General features: G+C 71.4%; 11 protein-coding genes. 5 read left to right on the forward strand and 6 right to left on the reverse strand.

Annotated elements, in window-relative coordinates; translation table 11 throughout:
- Positions 1-129 precede the first annotated feature (129 nt).
- From ACFVDP_RS29835 to ACFVDP_RS29855, 5 genes are all read right to left on the reverse strand, one after another.
- A complete protein-coding gene (locus ACFVDP_RS29835; RefSeq protein WP_383496259.1) occupies positions 130-1,203 on the reverse strand; it encodes a hypothetical protein in 1,074 nt (357 codons plus the stop codon).
- Between the two features lie 143 nt (positions 1,204-1,346).
- Entirely contained in the window at positions 1,347-1,844 is a 498-nt protein-coding gene (locus ACFVDP_RS29840) for a two-component system response regulator (protein WP_383496262.1), read from the reverse strand.
- Between the two features lie 65 nt (positions 1,845-1,909).
- Positions 1,910-2,068, reverse strand: a complete 159-nt coding sequence (locus ACFVDP_RS29845) for a hypothetical protein (protein ID WP_383496264.1) — start codon at positions 2,066-2,068, stop codon at positions 1,910-1,912.
- A 117-nt stretch (positions 2,069-2,185) separates the two neighbouring features.
- Complete coding sequence (locus tag ACFVDP_RS29850; RefSeq protein WP_383496267.1) at positions 2,186-5,218, reverse strand: alpha-mannosidase; 3,033 nt, start codon at positions 5,216-5,218, stop codon at positions 2,186-2,188.
- Between the two features lie 61 nt (positions 5,219-5,279).
- A complete protein-coding gene (locus tag ACFVDP_RS29855; RefSeq protein ID WP_383496270.1) occupies positions 5,280-6,875 on the reverse strand; it encodes an ABC transporter substrate-binding protein in 1,596 nt (531 codons plus the stop codon).
- A gap of 294 nt (positions 6,876-7,169) precedes the next feature.
- Between ACFVDP_RS29855 and ACFVDP_RS29860 the strand changes: the two genes are divergently transcribed.
- The 5 genes from ACFVDP_RS29860 to ACFVDP_RS29880 are packed head-to-tail and all read left to right on the forward strand — an operon-like array spanning position 7,170 to position 12,687.
- Entirely contained in the window at positions 7,170-8,771 is a 1,602-nt protein-coding gene (locus ACFVDP_RS29860) for an ABC transporter substrate-binding protein (protein WP_383496273.1), read from the forward strand.
- A 43-nt stretch (positions 8,772-8,814) separates the two neighbouring features.
- Positions 8,815-9,741 (forward strand): ABC transporter permease, encoded by a 927-nt coding sequence (locus ACFVDP_RS29865; RefSeq protein ID WP_383496276.1) that lies wholly within the window; start codon positions 8,815-8,817, stop codon positions 9,739-9,741.
- Complete coding sequence (locus tag ACFVDP_RS29870; RefSeq protein ID WP_383496279.1) at positions 9,734-10,627, forward strand: ABC transporter permease; 894 nt, start codon at positions 9,734-9,736, stop codon at positions 10,625-10,627. Before ACFVDP_RS29865 ends, ACFVDP_RS29870 begins: the two co-directional genes overlap by 8 nt.
- Before the next feature lie 3 nt (positions 10,628-10,630).
- Positions 10,631-11,659 (forward strand): ABC transporter ATP-binding protein, encoded by a 1,029-nt coding sequence (locus ACFVDP_RS29875; RefSeq protein ID WP_383496281.1) that lies wholly within the window; start codon positions 10,631-10,633, stop codon positions 11,657-11,659.
- On the forward strand, positions 11,656-12,687 hold the full coding sequence (locus ACFVDP_RS29880) for an ABC transporter ATP-binding protein (RefSeq protein ID WP_383496284.1): 1,032 nt from the start codon (positions 11,656-11,658) through the stop codon (positions 12,685-12,687). The genes ACFVDP_RS29875 and ACFVDP_RS29880 overlap by 4 nt, the downstream gene beginning before the upstream one ends.
- A 7-nt stretch (positions 12,688-12,694) precedes the next feature.
- Here ACFVDP_RS29880 and ACFVDP_RS29885 read toward each other — a convergent pair whose 3' ends face one another.
- Positions 12,695-14,362 carry a BTAD domain-containing putative transcriptional regulator gene (locus ACFVDP_RS29885; RefSeq protein ID WP_383496287.1) on the reverse strand — a complete coding sequence of 556 codons (1,668 nt, stop codon included), beginning with the start codon at positions 14,360-14,362 and terminating at the stop codon, positions 12,695-12,697.
- Positions 14,363-14,392: the final 30 nt, after the last annotated feature.

Here is a 14,392-nt window from a genome sequence, read left to right on the forward strand (position 1 = left end):
AGGGGGGGGGGGGGGGGGGGGGGGGGGGGGGGGGGGGGGGGAGGGGGGGGGGGGGGGGGGGGGGGGGGGGGGGTGCGGGGGGGGGGGGGGCGTTGCCACCACCGGGGTGGAGGGAGAGTGAGCGCGCCGTCACACGCCGACGGTCTCCTCTTCCTCCTCCTCGACGACGTCCTCGGCCGGAGCGGGCGCGGGAATCGGAGCGGGAGCGGCGTGCCGGGCCGGCGCCGAGCGCTCCCGCCGGTGCTCGGCGAGCGCCGCGACCCCCATGACGACGAGGCCGACGGCCAGCCACGCCACCAGCGTCCACAGGTTCCGCGCCAGGTCGTGGTGGCCGAAGTAGATCAGGCTGCGCGCTCCCTCGACGAAGCCCGCGCCGTTCCAGAACGCGTGCAGGCTGCCGAAGAAGCCGTTCTGCAGCTCGGGCCGGAAGATCCCGCCGGAGCTGGTGAAGTTGAGCATCACGAACAGCACCATCACGCCGAGCGTCGTCCACCGCTTCAGGAACGTGTGCAGGCCGACGCCGACGAACAGGATGCCCGCCGAGTACAGCCAGGCCATGCCCCACAGGCCCCACAGGTTCGTGTGGGCGAGGTGGAAGAGCGGTCCCGCGAACGCCGCGCCGATCAGGCTGACCACGCCGGAGACCCCGACCACGAGCAGCGCCCTGGCCCGCATCCGCAGGGCGGCACCGGCGCCGCCGAGCACCGCCACCGACGCGTACGAGCCGATGCTGAGCGCGACGAGCAGGAAGAACAGGCCCTGGCCCGTCGGGTCGTCGTCCACCGTCGGCACCACGTCCGTGACCTTCAGCGGCTCGCCCTGCTCCGCCGCGACCGGCGTGAAGATCTTCTCGACGACGGAGACCGTGGTGTCGGAGCCCGCCGAGGCCACGATCAGCTCGGGCGCCCCGGCGTCCTTGCCTCCCAGGACATAGGCCCCGTCGATGTCGCGCGTCTTGAGCAGATCGACGGCGCCGGCCCGGTCGTCGAGCGTACGGACGTCGAGCGCGTCGCCCGCCTTGTCCTTGACGGTCTGCGCGAAGACCTTAGCCTCGGCACCCGAGCCGACGACGGCGACGGGCAGATGGTGCGGCTCGGGGTGGGCGAACGCGCCCAGATACGCCAGGCCCATGCCCACGCACATCAGGAGCGGGGTGAGCAGATGCGTCAGCACGTGACGCAGCGCGGGATTGCGCGCGGGCATGAGCGGGACCTCCATGAGTTGGCTTATACAACTTTTACTTCAGTTGTACTGTACAACCGGTTTCGGGGTCGGGCGGGCCAGGGCGGCTGTGAGCATGCCCACGCGAGGTGGGCGGGGGAGTGGAGGGGGCCGGGGGTGCGGGATCAGGCGGGCCGCGGCAGCGGGCTGTCCTCCAGGTCGACGTCCGGCCGGTCGCGGAATTCCTCGCTCCGCCGCTCGTACGCCTGGAGGCGTGCGCGCAGGGCGTGCAGCCGGCGGCCGGTCTCGTACAGGTAGCGGACCTTCGTCCGTATCACCCACGGGTCGACCGGCTTGACGACGTAGTCGGCGACGCCCAGCTCGAAGGCCTTCGCGGCCAGGGTGGGGTCCTGGCCCGCACCCGTGATCAGCATGATCGGTATGTCCTGGGTCTGTTCCAGGCGCGTCATGTACTGAGCCACCTCGAAGCCGCTCAAGTCGGGCATCAGTACATCGAGCAGGACCACGGCGACACCGCCGCGCAGGACCGCCTTGAGGGCGTCGTCCCCGGAGTTCGCACGGTCCATCGGGTAGCCGAGCGGAGCGAGCGCGCTCTCCATCGCGAAGAGTGTGTCGTCGCGGTCGTCGACGACGAGGATCTTGGGCTGTGCAACGGTGGGCATCGCCAGAAGCCTCCCCTCGCCGGCACCGACAGCATATGCCGGAACACGCGGGAGGGAAGGGGCCGTCAGTCCTCTCCGCGCACCAGATTCCACTCGTAATCCGGCTCGTGATCGGGCCCGGCCGGCTCCCCGGTGACCCGTCGGGCGGGGCGGCAGGTGCGGATCCTGCCCTTGACCTTGCGTTTGGTCTCGGCGGGGTGCGGCTGTCGTACGGTGACGGTCACGATCGCTCCTCTTCTCGATCTTTAACAGTCAAATTCAGTCGAATTGTTTTCTAGACATCTCGGTAGACGCTCCTGAAGCGCCAACGAGAGTCTTGCGGGTACCCCGGTGGACGTGAGTCAACCGATCGCGCCACGCGTCAGCCGCACCGTGACCAGCTGGAAGGGGCGCAGCGCGAACGACAGGTCCGCCCCATCCGGTTCGGGCTCGGCGACCGGACGCTCCAGCAGGTCGCAGCGCACCGCTGCCGACGCCGCGAAACCGGGGCGCAGGCGGACGGTGGTCCGGCCGCCCTCGGCCTCGTAGAAGCGGACCACGACATCGCCCGAGCCGTCGTCGGCGAGCTTGACCGCGCTGAGCACGACCGCCTCCTGGTCGACGCTCACCAGCGGCGCGACCTCGATGCCGGACGCGCCCTCCACCACCCGCTCCGGCAGGGACAGCGCCGCGCCCTCGCGGACCGCGTCCCCGACGCCCGCGCCGGGCACCAGGGCGTGCCGGAAGCGGTGGGTGCCCTGGTCCGTCTCGGGATCGGGGAAGCGCGGGGCGCGCAGCAGCGACGCGCGGACGGTCGTCGTCGTCCCTCTGTCCCCGGGGGCCTCGCGGACGGTGCGCGTCACGTCGTGGCCGTATGTGGACGCGGTCACCAGGGCGACGCCCCAGCCGGGCTCGGCCAGGTGCACGAAGCGGTGGTTGCAGGCCTCGAAGCGGGCCGCCTCCCAGCTCGTGTTGGTGTGGGTGGGCCGGTGGACGTGCCCGAACTGGGTCTCCGACGCGTACCGCTCGGCGTGCACGTCGAGCGGGAACGCCAGCTTCAGGAACTTCTCCGTCTCGTGCCACTCCACCTCGGTGTCGACGTCGAGACGCCCGGAACCGGGGGAGAGACGGAACGTCTGGACGGCCGTCGAGTCACCGAAGGAGCGGGCCACCCGCACCCCGTCGGCGGTCGCGGTGAGTGAGTCGACGCCGGTGAGGTCGGTGGCGGTGTTGCGGTAGAACTTGTCGACGTCCCACGCGTCCCACTTGTTGGGCAGATCCGGGTGGAGCTGGAGCAGCCCCGCCGGACGGTCCGGGGCGAGGGTCTCGCGGCCGCTCGCCAGCTGCACCAGCGACACGATCAGGCCACGGCCGTCGATCTCGGCCCGCAGCGTCCCGTTGTCGAGGACGAAGCCGCCGCCGTCACGCTCACCGACCCTCGTGGCCGGTTCGGAGTCTCCGGCGGAAGTCGTCGCGCCGAGCGCGGGTACGGAACCACGGCCGTGCGGAGCCGAGTTGAAGCGCAGCTCACCCTCGCCCCGGCCGGCCAGCGCGCGCTGCGCCGCCTCGATGATCCCCTCAAGCTCCGCCGTAACCCTTGCGTACGTGGCGCGCGCCTCCCGGTGCACCCAGGCGATCGAGGAGCCCGGCAGGATGTCGTGGAACTGGTGCAGCAGCACCGTCTTCCACAGCCGGTCCAACTCCGCGTACGGATAGGCGAATCCGGCGCGCACCGCGGCCGTCGACGCCCACAGCTCGGCCTCCTGGAGCAGCGCCTCGCAGCGCCGGTTGCCCTGCTTGGTCTGCGCCTGGCTCGTCAGGGTGGCCCGGTGCAGCTCCAGATACAGCTCGCCGACCCACACCGGGGGCTCGGCGTACTCGGCCTCGGCCCGCGCGAAGAACTCCGCCGGGGCCTCCCACTCGACCGTGGGCGAACCGTCCAGCGAGCGCAGCCGCCTCGCCCGCGCCACCATCTCCCGCGTCGTGCCGCCTCCGCCGTCACCGAAACCGGTCGGCGCCAGCGAGCGGGAGGCGCGGCCCTTGTCCTTGAAGTTCCGCTCCGCGTGCGCGAGTTCGCGTCCCTCCAATGCGCAGTTGTATGTGTCGACCGGCGGGAAGTGGGTGAGGATCCGGGTGCCGTCGATGCCCTCCCAGCGGAACGTGTGGTGCGGGAAGGAGTTCGTCTGCGACCAGGAGATCTTCTGGGTGAGCAGCCACTTGGACCCGGCCTCGCGAATGATCTGCGGAAGGCCGGCCGCGAAGCCGAAGGTGTCCGGCAGCCACACCTCCTCGTTCTCGACCCCGAACTCCTCCAGGAAGAACCGCTTGCCGTGCACGAACTGACGGGCCATCGCCTCCGAGCCCGGCATGTTCGTGTCCGACTCCACCCACATGCCGCCCGTCGGCACGAACCGCCCCTCCGCGACGGCCTTCTTGACCTTCGCGTAGACCTCGGGCCGGTGCTCCTTGATCCAGGCCAGCTGCTGCGCCTGCGACATGGTGAAGACGAACTCCGGCGCGGAGTCGATGAGATGCGTCATGTTCGACGCGGTGCGGGCGACCTTGCGCACCGTCTCCCGCAGCGGCCACAGCCACGCCGAGTCGATGTGCGCGTGTCCGACCGCGCTGATCCGGTGCGCGGACGGACCGGCGGGCACGGCCAGCGCCGGCGCGAGCGTGTCCCGCGCGGCCTGCGCGGTGCCGTTCACGTCCCCGAGGTCCACCACGTCGAGGGCGGCCTCCACGGCGTGCAGGATCTCCCAGCGGCGGGCCCGGTCCAGCGGCAGCTCGGCCATCAGCTGGCCCAGCACCTCCAGGTCGTGCACCAGCTCCCACACCGTCTCGTCGAAGACGGCCAGCTCGACCCGGCCCAGGGTGTAGATCGGGTCGTCGCCCGCGGTGTCCAGGTCGCCGAGCGGGGTCGGCCGGAACGCGCGGGAGTTGAAGAACCCCGGGTTCGACGCCGCCTCCACGCGCAGCTCCACCGCTTCCCCGCCGGTCACCGGGGCGCCGACGCGCACCCAGTGGTTGCGCGGGTGCAGCCCCTTGACCGGCGTCCCGTCCGGCTCGTGGACGAGCCCCTCGCACTGGAACCCGGGACCGCCCTGCCCGTCGAACCCGAGGTCGATCAGCGCCTCCACGGTCCGCCCCGCCCACTCCTCGGGAACCGTGCCGGTCACGGTGAACCAGCTGGTGCCCCAGGGTCGCCCCCACCGGGTGCCCGTCTCGATGGGCAGGGTGGGCGCGGCGAGGCCCTCGGCGACCGGTACCGGCTCGCCCGGCGCGTGCCACACCCGCACCTCCAGCGGTACGGACTGCGGATACACGGCGGGCCTGACGCGCTCTTCGAGCACACGCCGGAGTCGGTCCTCGACGAGCGAACGGTCGTCATGCATGGGCGGTGAGTCTCCTGGGATGAGATGTGGTGAGCGGTACGCGCGAGGGCCGGGAGGGTGTTCAGCGGTCGATCGTCGAGCGCACCGGGTTGATGTCCGCGTACGGGGAGTCGAGCGGATGGACGCCGGTGGCGTGCAGATAGATCGTGCGCGTGTGGAACAGCGGCACGGTCGGCATGTCCTCGGCGACCAGGTCCTCGATGTCCTGGTAGGCGCGGGTGGCCTTCGCCGGATCGGTGATCGCGTTGGCCTTCCCCAGGCCGCTGTCCACCGCGGGGTTGTCGTAGCCGGTGGAGTTGAAGTCGCCGTAGGAGGCGAAGACGGGGGTGAGGTAGTCCTCCAGGGACGGGTAGTCGTGCCCCCAGCCGGAGGAGCGCACACCGTCGAGCTGGTGCTTGGCCTGGAGCGCGCTGATGTCGCTGCCGGGCTTGCCGACGTAAGCGATCTTCAGCCCGAGGTTCTGCCGCCACATGTTGCCGAGCGCTTCGGCGAACACCTGGTCGCCCGGGTTGTCGCTGGCGTAGTAGATCTTGAGCTTGCCGTTGAAGCCGCCCGCCTCCTTCAGCAGCTTCTTCGCCTGCGCCACGTCCTGCTTGCAGGCGGTGCAGGTGTTCTCTCGGTGGCCGTCCAGGGTCGGCGCGGTGAAGGACGTGGCGGGGACCGCGCCCGGCTTCAGCTTGACCAGGGATGTGCGGTCCAGCGCGAGGGAGAGCGCCCGCCGCACCTTCGGATCCTTGAACTCCGGCTCCTTGACGGGGAGTTCGAGATAGCTGAGGTTCGGGGCGCTCTTGCCCTGGCTCCACTTGCCGGGCGCGTCCGTCCTGTACGAGTCGATCTTGGAGGAGGGCACGGTGGCGTAGTCGACGTTGCCGGCCAGGAACTCGTTGTACGCGGTCTCCGGGTTGGAGAAGAAGCGGTAGACGAGCCGGTCGGCGTCGGGCGCGTCGTCGCCCGCGTAGTCCTTGTTGCGGACCATGCGGACGGGCTGGCCCGCTTTCCACTCCCCGTCGAGCTTGTACGGGCCGTAGCCGATCGGCTTGTGGCTGTACGCGTCCGGGTCCTTCAGCGTCTCGGCGGACAGGGCCGCGAGGCCGTAGTAGTTCAGTGTCGTCGGGTACGGCGAGAAGGCTTCCTTGAGCGTGACGGTGAAGGTCAGGTCGTCGACCACCTTCAGACCGGACAGCGTCGTCGCTTTCGGCTTGCCCTTCGCCGGGTTGAGGTCGTCGTAGCCCTCGACCCGCTGGAAGAAGCCGTTGTTGAGGTAGCCGTGCGGCCCGTACGCCGTGTAGTTCCACGTGTCCACGAACGACTTCGCGGTGAGCTTCTCGCCGTTGGTGAACGTCCAGCCCGGCTTGATCTTGATGGTCCAGGTCTTGGCGTCCTTGGAGGTGACCGAGTCGGCGACGACGTTCACCAGCTTGCCGGTCTTCGGGTCCACCCGGGTCAGCGGCGCCCACATGGCGAAGGCCAGCTGGATGTTGGAGGAGCCGTTGTCCTTCTCCGGGTTGATGGCCGCGATCTCCGCACCGGTGGCCACCGTCAGCGTCCGGCCGGACGCGCCGTCCGCCGTGTCGTCCGAGCCGCCGCCGCATCCGGCGGCCGCCATCGTGAGTGCGGCGACGGCCGCCACCGCTGCGGCTCTGCGTGTCCGGGCCATGGGAACTCCCGTGCTTCCGGCCGGAATCACTGCACCCCGGCGTGTCTGACTGTCGGGCCGCGACGCTAGGAACAGGGCCGTCCGACCGGCAAGTTCCGTGCGACGGACGTCCATCCGGCGGTCATCCGGGGCGCTCACGGGAGCGGGAATGGACGCCGGATGGACGCCGACCGGGCGCTCTCTTGACGTCCATCCGGCCCGTTCCTACTGTCGCGCCCCAACCGACCGGCGCGTCCGGGCTGGTCACGCCGGTGTTCGCCGGGGACCGGTCCGGCCTGGAGAGCGGGAGAACTCATGGCCCGGACAAGAAGAATCGCCGCCACCGCGGCGACCGGCACCGCGCTGGCGGTCGTCCTCGCCGGCTGCGGCGGCGGAGGCGGGGACAGCAAGGGGAAGAGCGGCGATCACTCCCTGACGATCGCCACCGCGGCCGAGGTGCCCCTGCTCAACCCGTCGAACGACAACGGCTCGACGGGCATCCAGATCGAGTCCGCCCTCTGGGCGCCGCTGACCCGGGTGGACGACAAGACCGGCAAGCTGGTCAACGTCGTCGCCGACTCGGTCACCTCCAAGGACGCCAAGACCTGGACCATCAAGATCAAGCCGGGCTGGACGTTCACCAACGGCGAGAAGCTCACCGCGAAGTCGTTCGTGGACACCTGGAACTACACGGCCCTGGGAGAGCACGGGTTCGCGAACAACGGCGCCTTCCAGCGGGTCGAGGGCTACGAGGACCTGAACCCCGCGAAGGGGAAGGCGAAGGCGACGACGCTGTCCGGTCTGAAGGTGGTCGACGACCTGACCTTCACCGTCACGCTCAAGGCCGCCTTCTCGCCGTACCCGACGACGCTCAGCTACCTCGGCGTCACGGCCCTGTCCGCCGAGACGCTGAAGGACCCGGACAAGTACAAGCACGACCCGATCGGCTACGGCGCCTACAAGATCGACGGGGAGTGGAAGGCCGGACAGCCGGTGAAGCTGACCCGGAACAAGGACTACCAGGGCAAGGACGCCCCGCAGGCCGACCACCTCACGTTCCGCTTCTTTTCCAACCCGGAGACCGCGTACAACGAGTTCCTGGCCGGCAACGTCGACTACACCCTCGTGCCCTCCTCGAAGATCGACTCGTACAAGACGGACGCGCCCGGCAAGTGGAGCCAGGCCAAGGCCGCCGGGAACATCTCGTACCTCAACCTGCCGGTGACGCTGAAGGGTTACGGCGACACCCGGGTCCGCCGGGCGCTCTCGCTCGCCCTGGACCGCGCGTCCCTCGCCAAGCTCAAGCCCGGCAACGCGCCGGCGACCTCGTTCACCGCGCCCAGCATCGCCGGGCACCGCGAGAACACCTGCACCGCCTGCGGCCAGGACGTGGCCGAGGCGAAGAAGCTGCTGAAGGAGGCCGGCGGCTTCTCCGCCGGCAAACTGCGGCTGTTCTACGCCAGTGACAACCCCGGCGAGCAGGTCTACGCCGAGGCGCTCGGCAACATGTGGCGGCAGAACCTCGGACTGAAGATCCAGTATGTCGGCAAGCCCGGCGCCGAGATCGGCCCGCTCGCCAACGCGGGCAAGCTCGACGGCATCCGCATCATGGCCTGGGGGCACGACTACCCGTCCCTGGAGGACTACCTCACCCCGCTGTTCGCCTCCTACGGCGACGTGAACACCGGCCGCTATGACGACGCCAAGGTCGACTCGATGCTCGCCGACGCCAACGCGGAGGTCGACCAGACGAAGGCGACCGAGGAGTACCAGGCCGTGGAGGACCGCGTCGCCGGGCAGATGCCGGTGGTGCCGCTGTCCCACCAGCGGGACGTGTACCTGCACAGCGACGGCATCGAGCCCCTCAACTCCCGCTACATGAACGTGGATCCGATCCGCTCCACCTTCGGCGACTGACCCCGTCCCCTCGCCCCTCCCGCAACTCCCTAAGGAGAGACCGGTGTTGCGTTTCGCGCTCCGCCGCCTCCTGATCATGATCCCGATCGCGGTCGTCGTGACGTTCCTCGTCTACGCGATGGTCTTCGCCCTTCCCGGCGACCCGATCCGGGCCCTGTCAGGACAGAAACCCCTGGCCGAATCCGTCATCGCGGCCAAACGCGCCTACTACCACCTGGACGATCCGCTGGTCGCCCAGTACCTGCACTTCATGGGCAACCTGCTCAAGGGCGACCTCGGGCAGACCTTCGACGGCCAGGACATCGGCGAACAGCTCTCGCTGCGCTGGCCGGTGACCCTCCAGCTCGGACTGACCGCGCTCGCCATCCAGCTCGTCCTCGGACTCGTCAGCGGCGTCTACGCGGGCTGGAAGCGGGACGGCATCGTCGACCGGACCCTGCTCGCCGCCACCCTCGGGGTGCTCGCCGTGCCCGGCCTGGTCGCGATGTTCTTCGCCCAGTCCTTCTTCGCCGTCGAACTCGGCTGGTTCCCGGTCTCGGGCGCCACCGACGGCTGGCCCGGCAGCTATCTGCTGCCCGCCACCGTGCTCGGAGTCCTCGGCTTCGCCGGACTCGCGCGCGTCACCCGCACCAGCCTCGCCGAGGTCGCGAGCGCCGACTTCGTGCGCACCGCCCGCGCCAAGGGCCTCGCCCCCAACCGCATCCTGTGGGGCCACGTCCTGCGCAACGCCATGCTGCCCGTGATCACGTACATCGGGCTCGACCTGGCCGGCATCCTCGGCGGCGCGATCATCACCGAGGGCATCTACAACCTGAACGGCATCGGGCAGTTCATGTTCCGCTCCATCGCCATGAAGGAAGGCGGAGTGGTCGTCACGCTCTCTACCGTGCTGCTGCTCGGCTACATGCTCGTCAATCTGGTCGTCGACCTGCTCTACGGCCTCCTGGACCCGAGGGTGCGCCATGTCTGACACCGCCCTGGCGACCGCCGCCGAACTCGAACCCGTCGCCGCGGACACCCCGAGCGGCGCCGCCGTCCTGCGCGATCTGCTGCGCAGGCCACGCTTCGTGATCAGTGCCGTCGCGATCCTGGTCATCGCCCTGATGGCCGCCTTCCCCCGGCTGTTCACCGCCGCCGACCCGACCGTCTGCGACCTGAAGCTGTCCAAGGGGGCGCCGTCTGCCGCGCACTGGTTCGGTTACGACATCCAGGGCTGCGACTACTACGCCAACGTGATCTACGGGGCCCGGCCCTCGGTCCTGGTCAGCGTTGCCGTGTGCGTCGTCGGCTTCCTCGTCGCCTGCGTGCTCGGCATGCTCGCCGGATACTTCCCCGGCTTCGTCGACAGCCTCGTCTCGCGCACCGCCGACGTCCTGTTCGCCCTGCCCGGCCTGGTCGCGATGATCGTCATCCTCCAGGCGTTCTCGTCCCGCTCGGTGTGGACCATCGCCTTCGTGATCGTGCTGCTCGGCTGGCCCGCCGGCATGCGGCTCATGCGGTCCACCGTCCTCAGCGTGCGCACCCGCGAGTACGTCCTCGCCGCCCGCGCCCTCGGCGCCGGGGCACCGCACATCCTGCGGGTGCACATCCTGCCCAACTCGGTGGCCCCGCTGCTGTCACTGACCACGCTCACCGTCGGCGCCGCCGTCGGCACCGAGGCCGCGCTCACCTTCCTCGGGATCGGTCTCCAGCCGCCCACCATCTCCTGGGGACTGCAGATCGCCATCGCCGCCTCCTACCGCGACGACGTGCATCTCTTCCTCTTCCCCGCGCTGCTCCTGACCATCACCGTCATGTCCTTCATGGTCATGGGCGACACGGTCCGCGACGCCCTCGACCCGAAACTGAAGAGGTGAGCGGTGAAGCTCAGTTCTGACCCCGGCCCCGACCCCGATCCGCTGCTCGACGTACGCGACCTGAGCGTCGAGTTCACCACCCGCGCCGGACAACTGCGGGCCGTCGACTCCGTCTCCTGGACCCTGCACCGCGGACGCACCCTCGTCATCCTCGGTGAGTCGGGATCCGGCAAGAGCGTCTCCACCCAGGCCGTCACCGGCATCCTCGACAGCCCGCCCGGCCGGGTCACCGGCGGACAGGCCCTGTTCGACGGCATGGACCTGCTGAAGCTCACCGAACGTGAGCGCCGCGGCGTCATCGGCAGCCGGATCTCGCTGGTCTTCCAGGACGCGCTGTCGGCGCTGAACCCCGTGCACACGGTCGGCCGGCAGATCGCCGAGCTGTACCGGGTGCACCGCGGCACCAGCCGCAAGGACGCCATGAGACAGGCCGCCGACATGCTCGACCGGGTCGGCATCCCCGGCGCCCGCGCACGGATCCACGACTACCCGCACCAGTTCTCCGGCGGCATGCGCCAGCGCGTGATGATCGCCATGGCGCTCGCCCTCGGACCCGAGGTGCTGATCGCCGACGAGCCGACCACCGCCCTCGACGTCACCGTGCAGGCCCAGATCCTCGAACTGCTCGGCGAGATCCAGGCCGACACCGACATGGGCGTCGTGCTCATCACCCACGACCTGGGCGTCGCCGCCGAGATCGCCGACGACCTGGTCGTCATGTACGCGGGCCGGGTCGTGGAGTCGGGACCCACCGCCGACGTCCTGGGCGACCCCCGGCACCCGTACACGCAGGGCCTGCTGGAATCGGTGCCGACCGCCGAGACCCGCGGTCAGGACCTGCCCGCGATCCCCGGCACACCGCCGGACCTGCTGCGGCTGCCGTCGGGCTGCGCGTTCCGGCCGCGCTGCCCGCACGCCCACGACCGGTGCGTCACCGAACGGCCGGTGCTGCTGGCGGACCCCGGCGCGCCCCGCTCCGGCGCCTGCCACCTCCTCGACCAGCCGTTCAGCACGGAAGGCGCCGCACGATGACCGACGACGTGACCCCCAAGGACGGCGTGATCCTCCGGGCCGAGGGCCTGGTCAAGCACTACGGCGGCGGGCCCACCCTGCCCTGGCGCCGGGACGCGGCCGTGGTGCGCGCCGTCGACGGCGTCGATCTGGAACTGCGGCGCGGCCAGGCGCTCGGCATCGTCGGCGAGTCCGGCTGCGGCAAGTCGACCCTGCTGCGGCTGCTGTGCGCGCTGGAGCGGCCGACCGCCGGACGGCTGCTCTTCGAGGGCCAGGAGGTCGCACGGCTGCGCGGCGCCGACCTCAAGCGCTGGCGTCGCCGCGTCCAGGTCGTCTTCCAGGACCCCTACGCCTCGCTCAACCCCCGGCTGACGGTCGGCGAGATCATCGGGGAGGCCTTCGACGTACACCCCGACGTCGTGCCGCGTGCCGGGCGCCGGGCCCGCATCGCCGAACTCCTCGAACTCGTCGGCCTGGACGCCCGGCACGCCGACCGCTACCCGCACCAGTTCTCCGGCGGCCAGCGCCAGCGCATCGGCATCGCCCGCGGTCTCGCCCTCGGCCCCGACGTCCTGCTGTGCGACGAGCCGGTCTCCGCGCTCGACCTCTCGGTCCAGGCGCAGGTGGTCAATCTGCTGCTCAAGCTCCGCCGCGAACTGGGGCTCGCGCTCGTCTTCGTCTCCCACGACCTCGGCGTGGTCCGGCACGTGTGCGACGACGTCACCGTGATGTACCTCGGCAAGGTCGCCGAACAGGCCCCGGCAGACGCCCTCTACACCCGCCCCGGACACCCCTACACCCAGGCGCTGCTCTCGGCCGAACCCTCCCTGGAGCGGATCCGCGACCCGCACGCCCCGCGCCGCACCCGCATCGTCCTCGCCGGTGACCCGCCCTCGCCCGCCGCGCCGCCGCCCGGGTGCCGCTTCCACACCCGCTGCCCGCGCGCCGAGGACCTGTGCCGGACGAGCGAGCCGCCGCTGACCCTGCGGGACGGACGGGCCGGAGCCTGCCACTTCACCGACGCGGTGCTCGCCGAGGCCACCGGCTGACGCGCTGTCAGCCGGCCGACGCGATCGGGGTCCTGGCCGCCCGCCGGCCGTCGGAACCGACCGGGCGCGCGGCCATGGCCGGATGCGGGGCGGCCACCGCGGCGGACTCGCCCAGCCGGGCCGCCTCGTCGGCGGCGCGGGCGGCGGCGAGCCGCAGCGCCAGCGGATGGCCCGCACAGCTGTCCGCGAGCCGGTCCAGGGCCGAGACGGGATCCGGACGGGACGGCAGCGGCAGCGCGGCGACCGCCGGAAGCGGTACCCCGGACGCGAACCGGCGCAGCAGCCGCACCGACTGCGCCGTGTCCAGCGGGCCGACCCGCAGGGCGACCCGGCCGGGCAGCTCGCGCAGCGCGGCACGGCTGGTCACCAGGACCGCGCAGCCGGGCGCCGCGGGCAGCAGTTCGCGCAGCTGGTCGATGTCCCGGGCGTCGTCGAGCAGCACAAGGAGCCGGCGTTCGGCGGTCAGGGTGCGAAACCGCACGGCACGCCGCTCCAGACCGTCGGGCACCTCGTGCGGCGGCACCCCGAGATCCTCCAGGAACCGGCCGAGCACCTCGGCGGGGGAGCGCCCGCCCAGCACCGCGTACAGCTGCCCGTCCGGGAACCGGTCCCGGACCTGATGAGCCACATGCACGGCGAGCGTGCTCTTGCCGAGGCCCGCGGCCCCGTACACCACCACCGTGGGGCAGGGCGTGGACGGCGATTCGGGCCTGCGCAGCAGTTCGCGCAGCTCCCGGACCTCCGTCTCGCGGCCCGTGAAGTCGGCGCTGTCGCGCGGCAGTTGAGCGGGTGCGGGCAACCGCAGTACGGGCGTGGCGACGGGCGGCGCGGCCGGGCGGGGCTGCTGCCGGGGTGCGGCGAGCGCCGGGTCGGCGCGCAGCATCCGGTCGTGCAGCCGGGTCAGTCGCGGCCCCGGTTCGACGCCGAGGTCGTGCACCAGGGCACGCCGGATGCCGCGGAACAGGGCGAGCGCCTCGGGCGTGCGGCCGCTGCGGTACAGCGCCAGCATCAGCAGCCCCTGGAGCCGCTCGTCGTGCGGCCGGGCCGGGGCCAGCGGCGCGGTCAGTTCGGCGGCTTCGGCGTGTTCACCGAGGTCGAGCAGCACCTCGGCGTGTTCGAGGAGGGCGTCGAGGCGCAGCGCGGACAGGCGCCGCCGGACGTCGGCCGCATGACGCCCGGGCACACCGCCCAGCGCCTGCTCGCCCCGCCACTGGACGAGAGCCTGCTCGTACCCGCAGCGCGCGTCCGCCGTGCGGCCGGCCCGGCGCTCTCTGCGCGCCTGGGCCACGGCGTCCTCGAACCGCCACAGATCCAGCGCGTCCCGCCGCAGATGCAGTCCGTAGGTGGTGCCCCGGGTGATCAGGAGCCGGGGCGCGGCGCGGCGGGCGCGGTCCGGCTCGATGGCCTTGCGCAGCCGCGCGATGTACGTGGCGAGCAGTCCGGCCGCACTGTCCGGCGCCGACTCGCCCCAGACGGCCCGCACCAGATCGGCGCGCTCCACCTGTTCGCCGCCGCGCAGCAACAGCGCCGCGAGCAGGGCCTGTTGCTTCGGGGTGCCGGGCGGCAGCAACTCGGCGCCGCGCTGGGCGCGCACCTGACCGAGCAGCCGGTAGCGCACCGCCCCCTCGGACGCGGGCGGGAGTACGCGGAGATCCGTCGCGATCCCTGGGGTCACGGGTCGTCACCTTCCTCGTCGTGGGCCGTG

Origin of the sequence: Streptomyces sp. NPDC057694, assembly GCF_042799415.1 — a bacterium.
Classification (GTDB): domain Bacteria; phylum Actinomycetota; class Actinomycetes; order Streptomycetales; family Streptomycetaceae; genus Streptomyces.